This window comes from Salisediminibacterium beveridgei, assembly GCF_001721685.1.
Lineage (GTDB): Bacteria > Bacillota > Bacilli > Bacillales > Salisediminibacteriaceae > Salisediminibacterium > Salisediminibacterium beveridgei.
On record NZ_CP012502.1, the window covers coordinates 2,196,777 to 2,218,380 of the forward strand.

The following is a 21,604-nucleotide window of genomic DNA, read 5'->3' on the forward strand; positions in this document are numbered from 1 at the left end:
ACGATCTGACTGACACTGCTGTTCTCTCTGAGAAAAACAAAACCACAGCGCTTAATCAATCTGAAAACCCCGAAACCTTTTTGAACCATTGGCTGGTCAGACCTCATAAAAGGACGGTATGAATCATTTTATGTCACTTTATCAGAAGAACAGAAACAGCTTCTGAAAGATAAAGCAATTCACGCTTTGTCAAAACAAATTCATCAAAACCGGTGCCAAACGCACCTTATTTCTTTGCTCGATTTTCATCATGCTTTCAAAGAAGGTGAAGCACTTTTGGTATAAGTTTACGATGACTCAAACAACGATAACCCGAGAAGAGAAGCAGTTCATGCATTCGTTTATCATCACGGCTCCGGAAATGGCCACACCGCTGCTCATTCATACGATCGAATGGCATGTGGAGATGCGCTCCAGGGAACATTATCTTATGGCTGCTTTCTACCTTGATCAATTGAATGGCTGTTTGAATCACGAAGAATTTCAATCGGTACTGAGTGTTTTGAATCATCGGTTTTCAAAATTAAAAGGTTTCAGGGAGGTCATTCGCCATTATACACGTTGAACTTATATTCGATATTGACCATCAGCCTCCTCAATTTATGATTGTTCCCGTTTCAGGAGATACAGAAGATATTCAAAGAAACCCATGAAAAAGAAAATGTGCTCCAGTTAAAACAGCTGCTATGTAAATACGACAAACATTCGTGGTATGGTCTCTCGTTGCCTGTGATCCCCTATCAATGCTGGGATCAAACCCGTTACGGAATCGGACTTTCCATAAATCAATTACTTAACGCCTTTATACACCCGGATGTTCATTTCTCCTTCTCGGGCTGGTTTAACGTTATCCGTTCTATTTGGGAGAGTGATCTCATACCAACGCCAGAAGGTTCATGGGCATTCACTGGCGATCCCGAAGATTACCCGGCATACATTCATTATCTCAAAGACCGTAAACAACATACAGTATCAGAAGAGCATGCCCCATGGACGCACTGGATTACAGACGCACTGATGAGTGCCTCACTGGTTAAAGAAAAGCAGAAAAATACACTTGGATCAGCTTCATTTGTACGCAGGTCATGAAGTCATTAAACACTGGTCCAGCAAGCTCAGTGAAGGCGAGACACAAAACGTAACACTCCCTCCCCCCATTTTATGAACTTGCCAAATACATTATTGCGGGAGATCAGGAAAGTGAAGTCTTCCAGTTGGAATTGATACTCCATGAGCCTGCTCAATCATCGGATGAAACCTGGTTGATTCATGGCATGATTCATGAACTTCAATCAGATAAACGCGTGTCACTCGATGCTTTTTTAACTGGAGAACACCCTTTTCGTTCTGAGCTCATGAATTGGCTGAACTGCCAGTTTGAACTTGTCAATTGTCATTTACCTTCAGACACTGAATTCTCTGCAACAGCCAATGAACCTGTTGAATTAACCTCTTTGGAAGCGGAACATTTTATTCAATGTACAGTTCCTGAGTGTAAAGCAGCTGGTGTTGAAGTATGGTTGCCAAGATCAATCCACAGTCCACAAACGCCTGCTGTGAAACTATCACTCCCCTCAGCCGATCTTGAACGTCAATCATCCTGGGTATCAAGCAGTACAGACTGGAAGTTGCTTCTCGATGATCAGGAAATTGAAGAAGGACTATTCCGAAAATTTGTTTCAGAAGAACGATCACTGATCCAACTGAACGAATCCTGGTATGTGTGGGATTTACAAAGCGCAAAGAAACTGATTGATCATATTGATACCATACCTGATCCAACACAAAGTTTGCTCTTTCAAGGTTTGAAGCAAGAACATAGTGAAGTCGACGAAGATATGCATTCGTTTCAAATTCAACTGAACGATTTATTCGCACAGGTAAAACATGTTACGACAAACCAATTAAAATCTGAGTGGAAAACCGTGTTAAGAGACTATCAGATCGAAGGTGTTCGCTGGCTTCTCAGTATGCGCTCCATCAGCGTCGGGGCGTTGTTGGCGGATGACATGGGCCTTGGAAAAAACCAAACAGGTTATCAGTTATTTTGACCATGTCCAAGAGGAGGAGCCCGATTCATCGTTTTTAATTCTTTGTCCGTCAACCCTTTTACATCATTGGGAGCAGGAATTATCGGAAGCATTTCCTGAACACACAATCCTTCTTCATCAGGGACCTGTTTCAAAAAGACGCTCAGCTTTCTTCAAAGCAGAAAAAACCGGCTTTACCATTGTTTCTTACTCCACTGCTGTAAGAGATGAGGATCTTTTTCTTCATCATGTCTGGTCAGCAATTGTTTATGATGAAGCTCAGAAAATTAAAAATATACATACCCGCCAGCGAAAAACAGCAGGCCGATTGACAAGCCGGCATGCCATAGCGCTAAGTGGTACACCTGTCGAGAATCATCCTGATGAAATCTGGAGCCTTCTGAATCTCTTAAACCCTGGCTATCTTGGAGACCGGAATGAATTTGGACAATCCCTTCAAAACCTTGGCATAGATGCGTTAAAAGAGCAGATCAGACCAGTTATACTCAGACGAACCAAAGAAGAAGTGCAGGATGATCTTCAGTTACCTCAACGAAATATTCATCACCACACCATCAGCCTGTCATTTGAGCAGCAATCCCTCTACAAAGCCTGCGTCGAAGAATTGATGGATACACTCGAAGATGGCACTGAATCAGAGCAACGCGTAAGGATATTCAAAACCATGATGAAATTGAAACAAATTTGCAATCATCCCGCTCAATTAAAAAAAGAGTCAGGATATAGCCGATTTCAATCAGGAAGATCGCAAAAATGGGATTATGCCCAGTCTCTTCTACGAACCTGGGAATCAGAGCATCGCAAAGCCATCATATTCACACAATTCCGCTATATTGGTCAGCTCTTTCAGGATTATCACCTTGTCCATGGTGGGAAAAATCAAATTCCTTTTCTTCACGGCGGCCTCACAGCAGCAAACCGAAAAAAAATGATTCATTCATTCAAAACAGACCCGGAGATTCCCTATATCGTTATCTCCCTCAGGCCGGCGGCTTTGGTTTAAATTTGACGGAAGCATCAGCAGTGCTCCATTTCGATCGCTGGTGGAACCCGGCCGTTGAAAATCAAGCGACAGACCGTGTGCATCGGATCGGTCAAACAAAGGATGTCGATATTCATACGTTAACTGCAAAAGGGACCATAGAAGAAAGAATCCACGACTTGATCGAAAAAAAAGGTGACCTCCAGGAAGCTTTATTGAGCGGTCGCCCGCTTCCCCTGTGGAATCTTGACCTTCAAGCGATTAAAGAACTTTTCACCTACAAATGACAATACCCACATGCTTATAGGGAGCATCCCAATAAGCGTCATGCGGGTATTGTTTCTTTTTTATGGATATGTGAGTGACTCTGTTGCATTGGCCTCCTCAAGTTCTTCAGCCAAAACTTTCACCTGAATCGTCACCTCCCCGGTATCTTCCTCATAGCCTCCCCAGGTGTCTGAGAAGATCAACGCTTCCCCAGGTTCAATCGTCTCTTCGATAATGGCTTGAGTAAACATCATATCTTCCGCAAAATCATAGAGCATTTCGCCGTGCCGTGAAATCCTGAGATCAAATTGATGACCCGACATGAATGTCACTGTTTTACTCTGATCTGATTTATTATCAAGAGTGATCATGATTTCAAGTCCACCCTCTATTTCTTCTGCCTGAACATCCACGTTCATTTCTTCCTGGTCTTCGTGTTCTTCACGATCGCCAGATTCTTCATTACTGTCATTCAGTTGATTTCCTTCGCCACATCCTGCTGAAATTAATATCAGCCCGATCAGTACGCACATCCCCTTAATCATCATCAGTTCCCCCTTTATTACTTTGTCGTTGAAAATTGAACCAGGTTTCAACACTCAGAAAAAATGGTAAATTTATCAATTTGCAAAGAAAACCGCTCTGATATGTCAGAGCGGCTCTATGGTTTATTTATTTTTGTTTATATTTTTCATCATAATACTGCACAGCATAAACCGCTCCTTCGTCAACCATATTCTGATCTTCCAAATCATCTTCATGAGGATGGCCTGTTTTTTCATAAAGATATGATTTATAATCCGACGCCGTTTCATTCAGTAATTTAGCCCGGCCCTCGTTTAATAACTGATTCACTTTCACACGATTCTCGTCTTTGCCAAGAAAACAAGCTGTTGCTGCAACACCTGCTACCAGCAAACTTGAAACGATCGATTTTTTCATCATTTACTGCCTCCTTTTCAAGATCTGCTACTTGCTTTTCTATTGCCGGTATAGTTATATACTAAACTCGGTCTTGAATGGGCAGTTTTCAAATAAAAAACAGGATGCATTATAGCTGCGCACCCTGTCCATATATCATAATTGTTGATTAACCGCCTGTTTTAACGTTTCAACCGATTGTATGCGATTCTCAATCCCCCGATTCACGTCACCATCCCAGAACATCATGCCACCTTCAACATTTGTAATATTTGAAAGCCCATGCTGCTTCAGGTACATTGCCACATTCTGAGAACGATTTCCACTGCGGCAGATAAAAATATATTCTTTTTCAGGATCAAATCCCTCGATCATTTCAGGAATTTCCTGCATGGGAAGCAAATGTATATCCGGAATGTGGCCTGCATTAAATTCTTCAGGCTCTCTGACATCAATCACCATCGCCTCGTTTGATACTGTCTTCAACACTTCTTTTAATTCATCGTTGGATATCTGTTTGACACCCTGCATTTCATAACTCATGTTTATCACCTCGTAGTATTGTTTTCTTTATACACCTATAATACCCTAATGGGTATAAAAAGTAAACCCCTACTCTTGTGAATCAGGATGATTCAATTCTTCATCCACTTTCTTTCTAAGTTGCAATAGACGATACGTATGCGAAACAACGACTTTTGTGACTGCATAAAGCGGAACAGCAATAATCAAACCGATTAACCCGCCAAACCGACCAGCAACAAGAATCAAAACGATGATCGTTAATGGATGAACCTTTAATTTCTTGCCCATAACATTTGGTGAAATCAGGTTACTCTCAATCTGTTGGACGATGATGATCGCCACGATAACCCATAACATCGATACCCATGAATCAATCACTGCCACTATAACAGCAGGAATGGTACCAATCCATGGCCCGACAAATGGAACAACATTGGTTACCATCGCCACCAGCGCCAATATTAACGAGTAATCAACACCAATAATCAGATAAGCAATGAACATCAATGTTCCGACAAACAGGCTGACGATTAATTGTCCTTGGATATAGGAACTTAATTTGTCATCCATATCACTGAGAATCCGTCGGCCTTCAACCTGCTGCTTCTCAGGCAAAAATCTAAGCACCTGATCGGGAGCCTTATCCCCGTCCTTCAGGAGAAAAAACAGGATGAATGGTAAAACAACGATAACCAATATAAAACTCGTAACGGCTCCAATAAAACCGGCTATGTTGCTGCCGATGAAATCAAATGCTGTCGACAAATTTTCAGCAATATTTTCGGTTAAATCCTCAATGGAAAAATTGTCAGTCGGCTGAAAGTTATCTTCGATCCATTGATTACTCTCCAAATTGACAATTACCTTCCGAACTTCCTCAAACAGCATGGGCGCATTATCAATAAGATTCATGGTCTGGCGCTGCAATGTAGGTCCGATCAAAAAAACAATAAACGTAACAAGGCCAATGCCGGCTATGTATATCAGTAAAATGGATACAACTCGAGGAACCTTATATTTTTCAAGCAGATTGACTACGGGTCTGATCAGATAGAACAATACGCCTGCAAGCAGAAACGGTAAAAACATTGTTTGAAAAGCTACCTGCAATGGTGTGAAAATCCAGGATACTTGCGTCCCCACGAGGACGATCAATAACAGTAACAGGATGATCAACAAATTTTTCACTACTTTGGATTGAAGCACACAAAACACCCGCTTTCACTGATATGATTCTCAGTATACCATAATTGACCATTTATTAAGATCTGTTTTTATCATCAAATATTTGGGTTTATGCCCAGTTCATACTCGCGAAAACCGTAGGTTATCATGCCATTTAGGTTGCTCATTGAACTATAGATTTCTAAAGGTAAGAAAAAACTGCCCTGAGAAAATATTCAGGACAGAGGCGTCATTGACTGGATGAAATCTTTCCAATGATTTTCTGTGTTGTTTGTCGCTTGATCATTTTATGTGGAATCAAAACCTGCTTTGCACCAGTATCCGGGTGATGAATTAAATCAATCAGCAGATTACAGGCTTCATAACCCAAATTGTAAATGTGAATATCTACTGTCGTCATTGGAGGTGATGACAACTCTGAGATCATAACATTATTGAAGCTGATAATGGAAACATCATCAGGAACCCGCATTTCCATTTCTGAAAGCATACGCATGACACCAAATGTCATAATATCATCTGCAACAATCATAGCCGTTGGAGGTTCAGAAAGACTCATCAAATCAATAACCGCTTCCTGTCCGCCTTCCTGTAACTCTTCATGGAACACAATGTAGTCATCTTTCAGTTCGATACCCGCATTGTAAAGTGCTTTCCGGTAACCCTCCATGTGGTCCACAGTAACAACGAAATCAAGGTTTCCACCGATGAAGGCAATATTTTTGTGACCCAGAAGGAGTAAATATTCCGTAACCGTTTTAGAGGCCTTATAATTATCATTATTCACATAAGTGATTTCCCGCTTTCGAACATCATATGGACGGCCGATGACCGTGAAGGGAAACTTTTGTTCATAGAGATAGTTCATAACCCTGTCATCGACCCTGGAGTACAACAGAATAATTCCGTCTACCCGTTTGCCCTGGACCATATGCTGCACTTCTTCAAAAATTTCGTCTTCAGACTGACCTGTGGAAAGATACAAACCATATTCCACCTGGTGAGCTTTCGAGCTGATCCCCCGGATTACTTCAGGGAAAAAGGGATTCTGAAACGTCTTGTTGGCAGAATTCGGCATGACAATACCGATAGTATTTGTGCTTTTATTCGCCAGACTTCTCGCATTAAAATTCGGGTGATACCCCAGTTCTTTCATGGCACCACGGACAATTTCCTTTGTTCTTTCACTGATTCTTGGGCTATTGGCTATCACACGGGATACCGTAGAAGGGGCTACATTTGCTGCTTTAGCCACGTCTTTGATCGTTACAGTCATCCTCATACACTCTCCCTTCAAGCATTTATCGAACATTTCTTACAAAATTATTATCATTTAATAATACGCCTATACCGCATATGAATCAACTGTCATGATGCACAAGAGGCTGGGACAAAACCCAGTAAATAAAGAGGCCCACACCAAACGGTGTGGGTTTTCTGTATAGAAGGGTTGATTGTGCAAAAATACAATCGCTTGCCGCGGGCAAGGCTTCAGCTAACCGTCGGAAAACCACCGCCGGTGGATCTTCAGCTCTTGCTTTTCCCGCAGGCGTCTCATGTATTTTTGACAATCAACTGCATTGAAAGACCGTCAGGTCTTGATTTTTACATAAAAAAAGGATACCTTCGGATTAAGTTAGAACGACCAAGTCATAACAAAACCGGAGGTATCCTTATGTTTCTCGATTATAACATGAATCAGCTCGTTTTGCCGATGGATTTATCGCTTCAATTACAAAAAAATGATGTCGCTTTTGCAGTGAATGACCTGGTTGAATCGATACCTGAAGAAGCTTTTGAAGCTTTTTATAAAAGTCAGGGTCGCCCTTCTTATCATCCGAAAATGATGATGAAGGTGATTCTCTGTGCGTATACTCAATCGACTTTTTCTGGACGGAAAATTGAAGCCTTATTGCAGGACAGTATTCGAATGATGTGGCTGGCACAAGGACACGCGCCGACCTACCGGACGATCAATCGATTCAGAGTACATCCCGACGTTGAAGAGCTCTTACGTCAGTGTTTTGTGCAATTCAGAAGCCGACTGGTTCAGGAAGAAGCAATTGATAACGAAGCAATTTTTATTGATGGTACAAAGATCGAAGCCAACGCGAATAAATTCACGTTCGTATGGAAAAAATCCGTGCAACGGTATCATCATGATATCGTTACGAAATCAAATGCGATCTATGATGAACTGATTGAACAGGAAATCATTCCTGCGATTGAACTGGAAGATCAGGAAGCCTTAACGGATGATGAGCTGAATAAAGTTCATGAAGAGTTGGACCAGACCGTTCAGGATTACGACAAGCAAATCGAAGAGAATGATGATGCGAAGGAAAGAAAAAGACTGAGATCAGAGCGGAAAAAGCCGAAAGAAAAGCGTAAAAAATTTCAGGATTTCATCGAACGTAAAGCACGTTATGAGAAGGATCTCGCGATCCTGGGTGATCGTAACAGTTACTCGAAAACCGATCATGATGCCACGTTTATGAGAATGAAAGATGACTATATGAAAAATGGCCAACTGAAAGCCGGTTACAATCTCCAGATTGCAACGGAAGGACAATATACGCTCGCTTATGACATCTATCCAAATCCGACTGACACACGAACCCTGATTCCATTTCTGGATACCATCGAGAGACGGTACTTTTCACTGCCTGACTATATTGTTGGGGACGCCGGATACGGAAGCGAACAAAATTATGAGGATATTTTTTTGAACCGTCTATCAAGCACACCACTGATCACGTATAGTATGTACCGAAAAGAAAAGAAACGGTCATTCAAAACCGATCGCTACCATGTGATGAATTGGAATTACAATCAGGATCAAGACTATTTTCTCTGTCCAAACGGCAAAAAAGTCACCTTTCGCTATGTATCCAAACGAACCGATCGCGCAGGATTCGAACGAACATTCAAGGTCTATGAAAGTGAAGACTGCACGGGCTGTCCCTTACGGGCCAGTTGCACAAAAGCGAAAGAAGGCAAAAACCGTAAGGTTTATTACAATGAAAAATGGGAGCTGCAAAAAGAGCATATTCGTCAACTGCTTTCGGAAGAAGAAACTGGCGCGATTTATGGCAGACGTAAAGTCGATGTCGAACCAGTTTTTGGATTTCTGAAGGCCAATTTGCATTTCACCAGAATGTCGGTGAGAGGCAAAGACAAAGTGAAAAAAGAAATGGGTTTTGCACTCATGGCAGTGAACTTGAGAAAGTACACTGCGTTATACTGTTTTTTATATTTGTATCAACAGACAAAACGCTTCCGACTATCAATTTATGATAATCGGAAGCGTATTTTGATCATTCAAGGCTTTTTGTCCCAGCCTCTCCCTCTTTGAGCCAATACTCATTAACCCTTTGTTGCACCTGCTGTCAGGCCACTGATTAAGTAGCGCTGTAAGAAGAGATAGACCGCCGCGATTGGAACGGCTATCAGGATCGAACCCGCAGCAAAACGGGTGAAGTTGTTCGCAAACTGGTCGTTAACAAAGTTGAACAGTCCTAAAGCCAATGTGAAATTCTCCGGACTTCTCAGTACGATTCGCGGCAGGATAAAGTCCATGAATGGTGCCATGAAGTTAAATAATGCGACTACCGCAAGAATCGGCTTAGCCAAAGGAAGCATGATAGAAAAGAAGATCCTGAAATGACTTGCTCCATCTATCTTCGCCGATTCATCCAACTCCCGGGGAATCGTGTCAAAATACCCTTTGACCAGAAAAGCATTCATCGGTATTGCACCGCCGATATAGATCAATATCAAACCTACCAGACTGTCCAGCAAACCAACCGTATTGAGGAGAATGTAAAGTGCAACCATCGCCATCAATACTGGAAACATTTGCAGAAGCAAGAAAGCATAGAGACCATTCTTTCTTCCTACGAACCGGTAACGTGAAAAGGCATAAGCCGTTAAACCGACAATAAAAGTTGCCACTACGGATGTTGTCACTGCGACAACCAACGTATTCTGATACCAAATCAGGTAATTACTTCGCGGGTCCGTAAACAACCAGATATAATGCTCAAAAGATGGATTCTCAGGTATAATACTCGAACCATATAAACTTGATCCTTCGTTTAAAGACATTCCGAATGCCCACACGAGGGGATAAAAAATGATAATAAACATAATCCCTATGATCGTGTACAACACCGTGAGCTCAAGAATATTCTTATTTCTTTTACTCATTGGTTTTCTTTCTTTTTTTACACTAGTATCACTCATCTAAAATGTCCCCTCCTCTTTAAAGGATCGTGAACGACGGAACTGGAAGAAAGCAAAGGTTGCAACCATTAATCCAAGTATGATGGAGATCGCTGCTGCCATGGCAATCTGTCCGGTCTCAAACGTTAAACTGTATACCCAGGAAATCAGAATATCCGAACCCCCTGCAACCTGGTTTCGCACAGGAGGCCCCCCCTGATTGAACAGGTAAATAATATTAAAATTATTGAAGTTAAATGAATACTGCATGATTAATAGTGGGCCAGTCGCAAACATCAAATGCGGGAAAGTGATATTGGTAAATTTCTGCCAGCGGCTGGCTCCATCAATATCCGCAGCTTCATACCAATCTGATGAAATACTTTGCAGCACACCTGTAAACAGCGCATAGACAAACGGGAATCCCAGCCAGACTTGAATCATGATCAGAGCAATCCTTGTGTACAAGGCATTCTGAAGCCAGGGCAGTCCTTCCCCAAACAACGGAATAAGAATTTGTGTATTGATTGCACCAAAATTATCATTAAATAGAGCGGAGAAAATAATAATCGTTACAAATGCCGGTACGGCCCATGGCAAAATAAATACGGTTCGAATCAATTTTTTGAATCTGATCCGGGGATCGTTCACAATGATTGCCAAGAACATTGCCAAAGCGATTTGCAATGTCGTTGCCACGAATGTCCAGATTAATGTCCAGGACAATACGTTGACAAATGTATTACGCCAAATATCAAGGGCAAATAAGTTCACGAAGTTCTCAAAACCGACCCATTCCAATAAATGCCTTGGCGGCTGGTTATTCGGGGAGAGGTTTGTGAAAGCAAGAAACATCATAAACATTAATGGAAATACGACGACAAAAATTAACAGTGTCAATCCTGGAGCAATGATGATGTAAGGGAAACTGTTGTCCCAGGAATTTTTAAATCCTTCTCTCATTCCAGGTACTTTCCAGCCTAATTGTATTCTCTTCGCGTCTTTATGTGCATCCTGAATGGAAATACCGTACATGCTTAAGAAAAAAACAGCAAATATCAATGACAGTATACCATTACTTAAAAACACCCGGGAATCATCAACTCGTGGCTCTGTCCCCAGTGTTACGAGTCCCTGCAGTCCCGTTGTGATAAAATCAAACATCGCAACAAGAAAAGCAGCAAAGAGAATAAACAGGACGGTTCCTTTCATATAGCGCTTGTTATAAATTTGACCCATCCCTGGAACAATTGATAACAAAGCCGCAACTTTCGGGTTATGTTTCGGATGAACCAAAAGATCATCCTGACTGATTTTCTTATCCGCAGCCATTCCTTCTCCTCCTCACTTAAAAAAAGGGGGATCAGAGGGGATAACCTCTGATCCGACCTTTACATGCCATTTATTACTGCATCATTTGAACTTGCTCATGAATTTGATCCACTGCTTCTTGCAGAACATCCTCTGCATCGTCACCATCAGAAACGAACTGGAGGGCATCTCCAATCGGCTCCCAAACCTGTGACATAGCCGGAATGTTCGGCATAGGCTCAGAATACTGAGTCTGCTCGAAAATCGGTGCCATAAACTCATCATCGATTTCTACAGCTGTATGAGCAGGAAGCTCACCGGCCACTTCGAAATACATTTCAGAATTCTCAGCATTAGTCAGGAATAATGCTAATTCTGTTGCCCAGTAAGGATTTTCGGAATAATAATTCACGAGCCAGCCTTTGTTACCGGAAAACGAACTCAAGCGCTCGCCGTTCATTTCAGGAAGTGGTGAAATTTCCAGGCTGTCCCCTAAAGCTTCCTCATAATCAGGAATTGACCACGGACCGGTTACGACCATGCCTGCTTGACCATCTGTGAAGAGCCCGTTCATGATATCACCGTCGATACCGGTTGGCATCAGGTCTTCTTCGAACCAGCTTTGAATGATTTCGGCACCTTCAACAGCGCCTTCTGAAGCAAGACCGATATCATCCGGGTCATAGACACCGTCATCATCCTGTCCAAATACATAGCCACCAGGAGCTGTCAGGAATGGATAGCTGAAGTAGAAGTTTGTTGCTTCCATCAAAAATCCATAAGTTTCGCCGTCAGTCAGGTCACGTGCAACATCCATCAATTCGTCCATTGTTTCCGGTGCATCCGGAACGAGATCCGTATTACGGAACAATGCATAGGTTTCAACGACAGCAGGAATACCGAACTGTTCACCTTCATAACTGAAAGAAGTTACAGCTTCTTGATTATATTCTGCAAGTCTGGACTCCTGGTCTTCAGTCAGATCAAGATCAAGTGCCAAACCTTGGTCGTATATGTCACCCATACGGTCGTGTGGCTGGAAGAAGAGGTCAGGACCTTGTCCTGCTGGACCGTCCAAGGACATTCCTTCTGTCTGTTCAAGCATGGAATAAGGTGTAATGTTTACAGCGATTCCGTACTCTGATTCGAATGCTTCAGCCATATCTTCATGGGCATCAAGCTGGGCATCTTCGTCATTGACCCAAATTGTCAGCTCATCCGGCTTTTCAGGCTCATCCGCTTCTGCTGTTTCATTTCCTTCATTGTTATTGGCTTCGTTTGTTTCGTTGTTGTTGTTTCCTGGATCGTTGGCCGGTGTTTCATTGTTTGCGTTGTCATCATTATTACCACAAGCGACAAGACCAACAGACAATGCAGAGACAACAGTTAAAGAACGTAAAAATGGCTTACTTTTAAACATGGTGTTTCCCCCTTAAAATTGTTTAATATGGTAGCTGCCGATTTTCAGGCAAAACAGGATCCGCATGGCTAGTTCCACTCATACATACGGACACTCCAACGCAAGACAATCGGTTGCACCAGCAATGCAAAAGAAATGCGACACGCTTAGTGAAATCGTTTGCATCGCTTATGAGTTTATTATACTATTCACACCAAAAAAATAGCAACCCTTTTTACGAAATTATTTTATAGTTTTTTCGGTTTCATCATAGAATCTGAACTTGAACAGATGAAGCTTCGCTTACCGATCTTCACACCTTCAGCATCAGCCGGAATCCATGAAGGTTTTACAACTTAATAATCGATAACATAAAGAATTACATGTCATAAGAGTCACCCCTGGATTTAATGCCTTTAATCGTTAAGGGCAAATTCATTCTGTATAAGCAGCACTCCCTTAGTGTGCACCGTTTGAATGAAAGCACCCTCTTCGCCCACGAGCAATCGGTTGCACTTTTGTGAAAATGAAAACAGGATTTCCATAGGTTTCATCGCTCTGTATTCAGGGCGACACCCTGTTCATTCTTCGGTATTGTCCGGGACTGATTCCCTCCGACCGTTTAAACACCCTTGAAAAGTAAGCTGAATCGCTAAAGCCACAGGCAACAGAAACGGTAGATAAATCGTGGATTCCCTCATGAAGCAGCCTCTTGGCATGATTGATCCTCACCTGATTCATGTACTGAACAGCCGTTAATCCCGTCACTTTTTTAATGGATCTGGAAATATAATCTGGATGAAATAACAGTATTGAAGCCATTTTTTTCACTGACAATTGATTGTCCTTGTAGTGCTGTCTGATAAATACAATCGACTGCTCAGCAACCTCCTGTGCTGCTGAAGGAAGTGTGATTACCTGTTGCTGCAATTCAAGAAGAACGTCAAAGAATAAGGTTTGCTGCCTCATACGCACTGCGACATCGCTACTTTCATTTCGTTCAAAGAGATCTGAAAGTTTAGATTCAAATACTTCTCTTATGGTTACTTGACTGTGAACAGGTAACCGAAGTTGATAACGTTCAGGTTCTGTATACGTAGCAGCTGATGTCAAAATATCCGACCAGCCACTTAATGACTCACCCGTCACGCTGAATGACAACGGAAATTCAAAATGAATCCATGCTATATGTGTATCCTCTTCGCAAGGCTTGACGCCCTCGTGCGTTTTTCCAGGGGTCAAAATGGCATACTCACCTGCATGAATGGTGAGTATTTGATCATTTTCTTTCATATAAAGTGTCCCAGAAAAGACATAGATTAAATCAAATACGTCAAATTGACGTTTGAAATGCACCGTCCCTTCTCGGAAAAGTCCATAGTTTCCTTTAATAAAAACCGGAATTGGTGGTATATCAGATGTTATATAATTCATTTCGCACTTCCCTCCAGATCGTTTTTGTACAAAACGATTCGATATCGTACCTTTCATGTCATTATACTATCGGATAAGATGAAAAGGCACGCTTACTAATTCTTTTCATCAAATCGAAATTCAAACTGAAGGTGTATCCAATGAGTAAAAAACAAACCGCTGCAAATATGACGTTGTTTGCGATCACTTGGCCGATATTTATTGAAATTCTGTTACATATGCTGATGGGTAATGCCGACACATTGATGCTTAGTCAATATGACGATGATTCCGTTGCCGCTGTGGGTGTTTCAAATCAAATCATGAGCGTGATCATCGTGATGTTCGGCTTTGTTGCAACAGGGACAACCATCTTGATTGCACAAAACCTCGGGGCCAAGAGATTTGAAAATGCAGGAATTATTGCAGTCGTCTCCATTGTCGCCAATATCATCATGGGACTTGTATTAAGTGCCGTGCTGTTTTTCTTCGGCGAATCCATTTTAATCATGATGAATCTGCCGGTAGAGCTCATGGACACAGCACTGATTTATCTGCGAATCGTCGGCGGTTTTGCTTTTGTACAGGCATTGATCATGACCTTATCTGCAGTTGTCAAAAGTCACGGATTCACCAGAGATGCGATGTATGTCACTTTAGGAATGAACGTATTGAATGTGTTCGGGAATTTCGTCTTTATTTTTGGTGCCTTTGGAGCTCCTGAACTTGGAGCAACCGGCGTTGCCATCAGTACGGCTTTCAGCAGAACGCTTGGAACCATCGTACTCTTCATTACACTTTACTGGCGCGTTAAAGGAGATTTACCCTGGTCCAAAACATTCCGTTCATTTCCGAAAAAAGAACTCGCTGATTTATTCAGAATTGGCATCCCGACTGCTGGAGAGCATTTATCCTATAATGCTTCTCAGATGGTGATCACCTATTATATTGCATCCATGGGGACTGTTGCTCTAACAACCCGTGTTTATACCTTGAATATTGTCATGTTTGCATTTTTATTTTCGATTGCTATCGGTCAGGGTACACAAATCCTGATTGGTCATATGATCGGTGAGAAAAGATTTGATGAAGCATACAAACGGGCGCTTAGAAGTCTTGCTACCGGAATCGGGGTGTCTGTGTTTGTCGCATCCATCTTCACGATCTTCAGTGATCAACTTTTCGGGATCTTCACTTCAAACCAGGAAATTATTCAAATGGGTGGCGTCTTGTTAATTCTAACCATTATATTGGAACCCGGCAGAGCATTTAACTTAATCATCATCAATGCATTGCGCGCTGCAGGTGATGTCCGCTTTCCTGTATATGTTGGCATTTTATCCATGTGGGGCGTGGCGGTCACCGTCAGTTATTTTGCGGGAATTTGGCTGGGACTTGGCCTCATCGGCATATGGATTGCGATGATCCTGGATGAATGGTTACGGGGATTACTCATGCTTGGAAGGTGGCGCTCAGGAAAATGGCGCAGCATGTCATTCATCCAAACGGAAGAAAGAAAATCATCATAATGAATGAATTAAATGTATATTTATTCATTGTAAATCTGTTATTGAAAACTGTTGTCAGAAGATTTATCAGAGAAAATCCACTCTTACATCAATGGTGACTTCCCCTCCCCCCCCTTGATTTGAAAGGGTCCTGTTGATTGATAAAATATTTCGTTTCATGAAATAAAAATTTTATTTTTGACATCTTTTGAGTTTTTTGATTAAATGTAATAGAATATCAATCATTTTTTATGCGAATATTGGTATTTTAAAGAAAAGCGGAAAAAGGGGGATTCATAATGAACAAAAAAGTAACAGGTCTTATTTCCATCGCTGCAGCAGGAGCACTGCTTCTCGGCGCTTGTGGAAATGACAACGACACAGCGGATGTAGGAAGTCTTCAGCTCGGCACAGGAAGCACTGGGGGTACATATTACCCTCTCGGTACGGAAATGGCAAACGTCATCAACGCTAATGTGGAGGGGTATGACGGATTTGATGTCAGTGCCGTCTCATCTGGTGCGTCCGTCGATAACCTGTCCAATATTGCCCAGGGTGAATTTGAGCTGGGGATGACCGTACACTTACCAGCACTTGATGCTTTAACTGGTGATGGGGATTTTGAAGGCGTTGAAATTGATAACTTCGGATTTATGGGTCACATCTACCCTGAAGTCATGCAGATTGTGACAACAGAAGACAGCGGAATCGACACCATCGCAGATCTTGAAGGCATGCGCGTTGCGATTGGACCGCCAGGCAGTGGTACACAAGCTGCAGCGAGACTGATTCTTGAAGCATACGGACTCGAAGATGGGGACTATGATGCTTATGAAGAAGGATTCGGAGATGCAGCCGGTCGAATTCAGGATGGAAACCTCGATGCTTCTTTCGGTCTTCTTGGTCTTCCTGCAGGAAGCATTGAAGAACTGTCACTTCAACAGGATGTCAAAATGGTTTCATTGACGGACGAAGGGCTATCTTATATAGAGGAAAACAGTGGCTATGAAGCGATGGATATCCCTGCTGACTCTTATGACTTTCTTGAAGAAGATGTTCAAGCAATTACAGCTTACGCAATACTCGTAGGGTCAACGGACGCCATTGATGAAGACCTTGGTTACGAAATCACTCGTGCACTATTTGATAATGCCGACAGTGTTTCCCACGCACAAGGTGCTCATCTCACTCTTGAGAATGCCTTGAATGGTTCGAATGGTCTTCCAATGCACCCCGGTGCAGAACGTTATTTCGAAGAACAAGGATTGCTTGACTGATGCAATTTAGTTGGATAAAAAGCCGGACACTCATATGTCCGGCTTTTTCATCCGCTTATGATCCATAAATTTCTATTGTGATTCCGCTTCTTTTATGATTAAAATGATATTCGACTGAAATTCCTCTGCATCAATCCATTTGCAGAAGATCGACGAAAACACAGGAAATTTAATTACTTATTTTATCCTGGGCTTTCGTGGATGAATCAGCGAATTGGAGATAATCATTACGGCATGACATAACTTTTTGTGATGCCTTATCGTTAAATGAGTCTATCAGCGAGGTGAGACAAATGTCTGAAAACAAAGAAGAGTTTCTAACGGAAAAAGAAAAACAGGAGATGCTTGCAAAATACGATAAAGAATCCTCCTTTCGGCAATTTCCAGGAAAATGGGCTTGGGTCATTTCCTTTTTGGCCATCTCATTAACCATATTTCATCTTTGGCGTGCAATGCCATTAAGCGGCGGACCTCTTGTATCGCTTCTTCAAGGGGCTGTCCATCTGGGTACTGGTCTGGGTCTGATCTTTCTTTTGTATCCTGCAAAGGCAGGAGGACAAAAGAAAAGAGGCGTCCCATGGTATGATGTGCTTCTGGCTTTTTTGTCCATGGGTTCTGTTTATTACATCATCTTCCGGTACGACTGGATCACCGGGGGAGCCCGCGTCCTCGGATTTACAACCTTTGACATTATCATCGCAACCATCGGGATCGTATTGCTACTCGAAGCCACTCGCAGAGCTGTAGGAGTGCCGATTGTGGTTATTGCAACATTGGCAATCATTTATGGGATGTTTGGTACGAACATTCCTTACTTTGGTCACGGCGGCTTTGATTGGTCCCAGTTATCAAGGCGACTCTTTTACTCATCCGATGCGATCTTTGGTACACCGATTCAGATTTCATCTCAGTACATCTTTTTGTTTCTTTTCTTCGGTGTAATGTTGACAAAAACCGGTGTAGGCCAGTATTTTAACGATCTGGCTTTTGGCGCCACCGGTCGCTTCACCGGTGGGACTGCAAAAGCAGCCGTGGCTGCATCAGCCATGCAAGGAACTGTCACAGGAAGTTCTGTTGCCAATACGGTTGCATCAGGTTCCTTTACGATTCCGATGATGAAACGGGCCGGCTTCAGACCGGAGTTTTCAGCAGCAGCTGAAGCTTCTGCCTCAACAGGTGGACAAATTATGCCCCCAATCATGGGTGCCGCAGCCTTTATCATGGCCGAATATGTATCAAGTGTCAGTTACAGTGATATCATCATTATCGGGATCATCCCGGCGTTGCTGTACTTTACGGGCGTATTTATGGGAACTCATTTTGAAGCAAAACGATTTGGAATCACGGGGCTTCCTAAAGAAGAACTGCCCTCCGCTAAGGGCTTATTGAAGAATTCCTATCTATTGCTGCCGCTGGTTGTCATTATTTCCATGCTTGTAGACGGCAGAACGCCGATGTACGCTGCTTTGGGTGGAATCGCGACAGCCTTCGCTGTCAGTTTCTTCAAAAAAGAAACCCGCATGGGCCCGAGGGTGATCATTAATGCCCTCGAAGAAGGTGCGCGGGTTGCACTTCCGGTTATTGCAGCATGTGCCAGTGCCGGGATCATTGTCGGGATTGTCGTGTTCACTGGTCTCGGCGGCAAAATTGCCGGAGGACTCCTGGGTCTTGCCGGGGACAGCCTGTTCCTGCTGCTGTTCTTCACGATGATTGCGTGCATTCTCTTAGGTATGGGTCTGCCAACGACCGCTAACTATGTTGTCACGGCATCGATGGCCGCTCCAGCCTTGATTGCTTTTGGAGTGCCTGAGATATCTGCGCATTTCTTTGTATTCTATTTTGGTATCGTCGCTGATATCACACCGCCTGTCTGTCTGGCTGCATACGCCGGGGCCGGGATCGCCAAGGCAAACCCGATGAAGGCGGGTGTCACCGCCTTCAAGCTCGCCATCGCCGGGTTTATCATACCGTATGTCTTCGTCTATAATCCGGCACTGCTTCTTGTGGATGCAGATGTCTCGACTGTTGCCTTCTTGTTAGTCACATCCATTCTGGGCATGGCCGCCATCAGTGCCGTTATGATGAATTACTTTGTTTATTCGTTTAAATGGTATGAACGGCTGTTCCTGCTCATAGCCGGAATTCTGTTGATCATGCCTGAGAATATACTTCTCGAAGGAATCGGATTTACCTTGTTTGTTCTGATCATTATCGTTCAGCTGAAACGGAAAAAGAAAATCGAAGGGTAACAAATTTAAAAAGGGGTGACTGCATCAAAGCGGCACCCCCTTTTTTTAATCATAAAATACGTCAAACGTTTCCCAAAGTCCTTCAAGTTCCACAAGACGTTTTTCGATTTTTTTATGTTCACTTCTCGTAAGCGCCGTTATCAAAGCTGACACAAGACTCATTGGTGCTGCGAATGAATCGATAAATGAATTGATCTCTGTTGAGGCAACCAGCAGCTTATCGCCGTATGGGACCAACGGACTCATCATATGATCTGTGATGACTACCGTTTTCGCCCCCTTTTCCTTAACATACTTCATCACTTCCACCGTACGTTTCGTATATCTCGAAAACCCTAGGCCGATTACCAGATCTTTCTCAGTAATATCAAGAAGGTGCTCTGATACGCTGTCGCTTTGTCGGATCATTTCGGTATTTTGCAAAACAAGATCCAGATAAAATTCGAGAAATCCTCCTAAATTTGCTGCACTCCTGTAAGCAATGATATAAATTCTTTTGGCTTGAATCATATCAGATACGACCCTTTCAAATTGCCTTGGATCAATCTGTTCCAAAGTGGACCTCAAATTCTGAATATCATCCGATAATACTTCCGTAACCACGTCCTCCATCTGTTCTCCTTCATAGGTTGTCCGCCTCAGTAATTCCGCAGAAGTCATCCGTTTTTGCAAGGCTTCCTGAAGGTGTCTTTGAAAATCCGGATAGCCCTCATAACCAATGAAATAGGCAAATCGTACAATTGTAGACTCAGCTACTCCCGAGTATTTCGCCAGTTTGGAAGCCGTCAGAAAAGGGACTGTGTCAGAATTCTCCAATATATATCGGGCAATCCTTTTATGTGATTTGCTCATGTTTTCCCTCATTGATGCAATGCGCTGATATACTTCCGTTTCAAGCATGCTGATCACCCTCCAATATCACCAGAAGTGACAAGTTCCTGTTTGCAATTTCTCTTTCATTTTATCATGAAAATAAAAGGTTTATGCCTTTTTTGACCAAATGAAAACGCTGTGTTTAAATAAGTATACAACACCTAAGAGGAGGCTGAAAATATGGCACAACCAAAGTACGTCATGAACATTGAAAAGGTGCCTCACCTATCGGATGAAGAAAAAGAAAAACTAAAAAAAATAACAGAAAAATTCGTCTTTCGAGTGAACGAATATTATTTAGGACTGATTGATTGGGGAGATCCAAACGATCCAATCCGTAAACTGGTGATCCCGAACGAAGGAGAACTTGAGGAATATGGTCGCTGGGATGCATCAGACGAAGACACGAATTATGTCGTTCCTGGCTGCCAGCACAAATACGATGAAACGGCCCTCTTGATTGTATCCGAAGTATGTGGCGCATATTGCCGTTATTGTTTCCGCAAGCGTCTATTTCGAAATGATATCAAGGAAGCCATGTCAGACGTACAACCCGGCATAGACTATATTAAAGAACACCCGGAAATCACGAATGTTCTGCTGACCGGTGGAGATTCACTCATTCTCGCTACGAAAAAACTTCGATTCATTATCGAACAGCTTCGTGAGATTCCACATGTCAAGATCATCCGTCTCGGTTCCAAAATGCCGGTTTTCAATCCAATGCGCATTTATGAAGACCAGGACTTGCTTGACCTGATCTCTGAATACTCCACAACAGAAAAGCGGATTTATGTGATGGCCCATATCAACCATCCGACTGAAATCACCCCTGAAGCTAAAAGAGGATTTGACGCGCTTCATAAGGCCGGAGCCATCGTGGTCAATCAGACGCCTGTATTAAGAGGCATCAATGATGACCCTGAAGTTCTTGGACAGCTGCTCGACGAGCTCAGCTGGGCCGGAGTGACTCCTTACTATTTCTTTATCAATCGCCCTGTTGCAGGTAATACGGACTTCGTACTCAGCTTAAAAGATGCGTATGACATCGTTGAAGCCGCAAAAGCGCGTACATCCGGACTCGGAAAGCGTGTACGTCTCTCGATGAGTCATACATCTGGTAAAATTGAGATCCTTGCCATTGAAGATGGAAAAGCTTACTTGAAATACCACCAGTCACGTGACGGTAATTATGGTAAATTCATGATGCTCGACTGCCCTGAGGACGCCACTTGGTTTGACGAACTGCCTGGTCATGAACAATATTGGAACCCGCCTAAGAAGAAAATGGAAAGCTTTGAGGGTGCCAATGATAAAATAAAAGAAGCTACCACAAAATAATTCAGTCGAATTATCACCGGAGTAAACACCTCCGGTGATTTTTTTTGTACAATGAGAGAATGACCCATTCGAAAAGAC

Annotated in this window: 20 protein-coding genes; 10 read left to right on the plus strand and 10 right to left on the minus strand. The window is 42.7% G+C overall.

Translation table 11 applies throughout. The features are described from left to right. Positions 1–292 precede the first annotated feature (292 nt). The 5 genes from BBEV_RS10315 to BBEV_RS17615 all read left to right on the plus strand — a co-directional run bounded on the left by BBEV_RS10315 (position 293) and on the right by BBEV_RS17615 (position 3,320). Entirely contained in the window at positions 293–565 is a 273-nt protein-coding gene (locus tag BBEV_RS10315) for a hypothetical protein (protein WP_157100961.1), read from the plus strand. Between the two features lie 98 nt (positions 566–663). After that, positions 664–1,089, plus strand: coding sequence for a hypothetical protein (locus BBEV_RS10320; protein ID WP_157100962.1), 426 nt, complete (start codon positions 664–666; stop codon positions 1,087–1,089). Positions 1,090–1,214: 125 nt separating this feature from the next. Then, positions 1,215–2,051, plus strand: a complete 837-nt coding sequence (locus BBEV_RS10325) for an SNF2 helicase-associated domain-containing protein (RefSeq protein ID WP_069365402.1) — start codon at positions 1,215–1,217, stop codon at positions 2,049–2,051. Further along, entirely contained in the window at positions 2,017–3,054 is a 1,038-nt protein-coding gene (locus BBEV_RS10330) for a DEAD/DEAH box helicase (protein WP_069365403.1), read from the plus strand. Before BBEV_RS10325 ends, BBEV_RS10330 begins: the two co-directional genes overlap by 35 nt. Before the next feature lie 2 nt (positions 3,055–3,056). Further along, the gene (locus tag BBEV_RS17615; protein WP_198154983.1) at positions 3,057–3,320 is read left to right on the plus strand and encodes a DEAD/DEAH box helicase; all 264 of its coding nucleotides are present in this window, start codon (positions 3,057–3,059) and stop codon (positions 3,318–3,320) included. Positions 3,321–3,380: 60 nt separating this feature from the next. Here the strand turns inward: BBEV_RS17615 and BBEV_RS10340 are convergent, their stop codons facing one another. The 5 genes from BBEV_RS10340 to BBEV_RS10360 all read right to left on the minus strand — a co-directional run bounded on the left by BBEV_RS10340 (position 3,381) and on the right by BBEV_RS10360 (position 7,207). Beyond that, positions 3,381–3,845 (minus strand): BsuPI-related putative proteinase inhibitor, encoded by a 465-nt coding sequence (locus tag BBEV_RS10340; RefSeq protein ID WP_069365391.1) that lies wholly within the window; start codon positions 3,843–3,845, stop codon positions 3,381–3,383. 127 nt (positions 3,846–3,972) lie between these two features. Next, positions 3,973–4,245 (minus strand): hypothetical protein, encoded by a 273-nt coding sequence (locus tag BBEV_RS10345; RefSeq protein ID WP_069365392.1) that lies wholly within the window; start codon positions 4,243–4,245, stop codon positions 3,973–3,975. Between the two features lie 132 nt (positions 4,246–4,377). Next, entirely contained in the window at positions 4,378–4,764 is a 387-nt protein-coding gene (locus BBEV_RS10350; protein ID WP_069365393.1) for a rhodanese-like domain-containing protein, read from the minus strand. A gap of 69 nt (positions 4,765–4,833) precedes the next feature. Further along, on the minus strand, positions 4,834–5,934 hold the full coding sequence (locus tag BBEV_RS10355) for an AI-2E family transporter (RefSeq protein ID WP_232318152.1): 1,101 nt from the start codon (positions 5,932–5,934) through the stop codon (positions 4,834–4,836). Between the two features lie 226 nt (positions 5,935–6,160). After that, the gene (locus tag BBEV_RS10360; RefSeq protein WP_069365395.1) at positions 6,161–7,207 is read right to left on the minus strand and encodes a LacI family DNA-binding transcriptional regulator; all 1,047 of its coding nucleotides are present in this window, start codon (positions 7,205–7,207) and stop codon (positions 6,161–6,163) included. Positions 7,208–7,606: 399 nt separating this feature from the next. Between BBEV_RS10360 and BBEV_RS10365 the strand changes: the two genes are divergently transcribed. Then, entirely contained in the window at positions 7,607–9,286 is a 1,680-nt protein-coding gene (locus tag BBEV_RS10365) for an IS1182 family transposase (protein ID WP_232318323.1), read from the plus strand. An 11-nt stretch (positions 9,287–9,297) separates the two neighbouring features. On the opposite strand, the gene BBEV_RS10370 is transcribed toward BBEV_RS10365, so the two are convergent. The 4 genes from BBEV_RS10370 to BBEV_RS10385 all read right to left on the minus strand — a co-directional run bounded on the left by BBEV_RS10370 (position 9,298) and on the right by BBEV_RS10385 (position 14,299). Next, complete coding sequence (locus BBEV_RS10370; protein WP_069366707.1) at positions 9,298–10,140, minus strand: sugar ABC transporter permease; 843 nt, start codon at positions 10,138–10,140, stop codon at positions 9,298–9,300. A 36-nt stretch (positions 10,141–10,176) separates the two neighbouring features. Continuing rightward, on the minus strand, positions 10,177–11,487 hold the full coding sequence (locus tag BBEV_RS10375) for a sugar ABC transporter permease (RefSeq protein WP_069365396.1): 1,311 nt from the start codon (positions 11,485–11,487) through the stop codon (positions 10,177–10,179). Positions 11,488–11,560: 73 nt separating this feature from the next. Beyond that, entirely contained in the window at positions 11,561–12,886 is a 1,326-nt protein-coding gene (locus BBEV_RS10380; protein WP_069365397.1) for a sugar ABC transporter substrate-binding protein, read from the minus strand. 543 nt (positions 12,887–13,429) lie between these two features. Beyond that, positions 13,430–14,299 carry a helix-turn-helix domain-containing protein gene (locus BBEV_RS10385; protein ID WP_069365399.1) on the minus strand — a complete coding sequence of 290 codons (870 nt, stop codon included), beginning with the start codon at positions 14,297–14,299 and terminating at the stop codon, positions 13,430–13,432. Positions 14,300–14,439: 140 nt separating this feature from the next. Here BBEV_RS10385 and BBEV_RS10390 point away from each other — a divergent pair, with 140 nt between their 5' ends. The 3 genes from BBEV_RS10390 (at position 14,440) to BBEV_RS10400 (ending at position 19,312) form a co-directional block, all read left to right on the plus strand. After that, positions 14,440–15,807, plus strand: coding sequence for an MATE family efflux transporter (locus tag BBEV_RS10390; protein ID WP_069365406.1), 1,368 nt, complete (start codon positions 14,440–14,442; stop codon positions 15,805–15,807). 278 nt (positions 15,808–16,085) lie between these two features. Then, the gene (locus tag BBEV_RS10395) at positions 16,086–17,063 is read left to right on the plus strand and encodes a TAXI family TRAP transporter solute-binding subunit (protein WP_069365407.1); all 978 of its coding nucleotides are present in this window, start codon (positions 16,086–16,088) and stop codon (positions 17,061–17,063) included. A 293-nt stretch (positions 17,064–17,356) separates the two neighbouring features. Further along, positions 17,357–19,312, plus strand: a complete 1,956-nt coding sequence (locus BBEV_RS10400; RefSeq protein ID WP_069365408.1) for a TRAP transporter permease — start codon at positions 17,357–17,359, stop codon at positions 19,310–19,312. Positions 19,313–19,357: 45 nt separating this feature from the next. On the opposite strand, the gene BBEV_RS10405 is transcribed toward BBEV_RS10400, so the two are convergent. Further along, positions 19,358–20,212, minus strand: coding sequence for a MurR/RpiR family transcriptional regulator (locus BBEV_RS10405; protein WP_069365409.1), 855 nt, complete (start codon positions 20,210–20,212; stop codon positions 19,358–19,360). A 153-nt stretch (positions 20,213–20,365) separates the two neighbouring features. Here BBEV_RS10405 and BBEV_RS10410 point away from each other — a divergent pair, with 153 nt between their 5' ends. Further along, positions 20,366–21,526 carry a KamA family radical SAM protein gene (locus tag BBEV_RS10410; RefSeq protein WP_069365410.1) on the plus strand — a complete coding sequence of 387 codons (1,161 nt, stop codon included), beginning with the start codon at positions 20,366–20,368 and terminating at the stop codon, positions 21,524–21,526. The last annotated feature ends 78 nt before the right edge of the window (positions 21,527–21,604 follow it).

Coding starts and splice junctions, on each gene's coding strand:
- BBEV_RS10400 (WP_069365408.1), top strand. CDS start 17,357: ATGTCTGAAAACAAAGAAGAGTTTCTAACGGAAAAAGAAAAACAGGAG.
- BBEV_RS10370 (WP_069366707.1), bottom strand. CDS start 10,140: ATGAGTAAAAGAAATAAGAATATTCTTGAGCTCACGGTGTTGTACACG.
- BBEV_RS10395 (WP_069365407.1), top strand. CDS start 16,086: ATGAACAAAAAAGTAACAGGTCTTATTTCCATCGCTGCAGCAGGAGCA.
- BBEV_RS10410 (WP_069365410.1), top strand. CDS start 20,366: ATGGCACAACCAAAGTACGTCATGAACATTGAAAAGGTGCCTCACCTA.
- BBEV_RS10315 (WP_157100961.1), top strand. CDS start 293: ATGACTCAAACAACGATAACCCGAGAAGAGAAGCAGTTCATGCATTCG.
- BBEV_RS10345 (WP_069365392.1), bottom strand. CDS start 4,245: ATGATGAAAAAATCGATCGTTTCAAGTTTGCTGGTAGCAGGTGTTGCA.
- BBEV_RS10350 (WP_069365393.1), bottom strand. CDS start 4,764: ATGAGTTATGAAATGCAGGGTGTCAAACAGATATCCAACGATGAATTA.
- BBEV_RS10365 (WP_232318323.1), top strand. CDS start 7,607: ATGTTTCTCGATTATAACATGAATCAGCTCGTTTTGCCGATGGATTTA.
- BBEV_RS10360 (WP_069365395.1), bottom strand. CDS start 7,207: ATGACTGTAACGATCAAAGACGTGGCTAAAGCAGCAAATGTAGCCCCT.
- BBEV_RS10390 (WP_069365406.1), top strand. CDS start 14,440: ATGAGTAAAAAACAAACCGCTGCAAATATGACGTTGTTTGCGATCACT.
- BBEV_RS10405 (WP_069365409.1), bottom strand. CDS start 20,212: ATGCTTGAAACGGAAGTATATCAGCGCATTGCATCAATGAGGGAAAAC.
- BBEV_RS10375 (WP_069365396.1), bottom strand. CDS start 11,487: ATGGCTGCGGATAAGAAAATCAGTCAGGATGATCTTTTGGTTCATCCG.
- BBEV_RS10340 (WP_069365391.1), bottom strand. CDS start 3,845: ATGATTAAGGGGATGTGCGTACTGATCGGGCTGATATTAATTTCAGCA.
- BBEV_RS10380 (WP_069365397.1), bottom strand. CDS start 12,886: ATGTTTAAAAGTAAGCCATTTTTACGTTCTTTAACTGTTGTCTCTGCA.
- BBEV_RS10385 (WP_069365399.1), bottom strand. CDS start 14,299: ATGAATTATATAACATCTGATATACCACCAATTCCGGTTTTTATTAAA.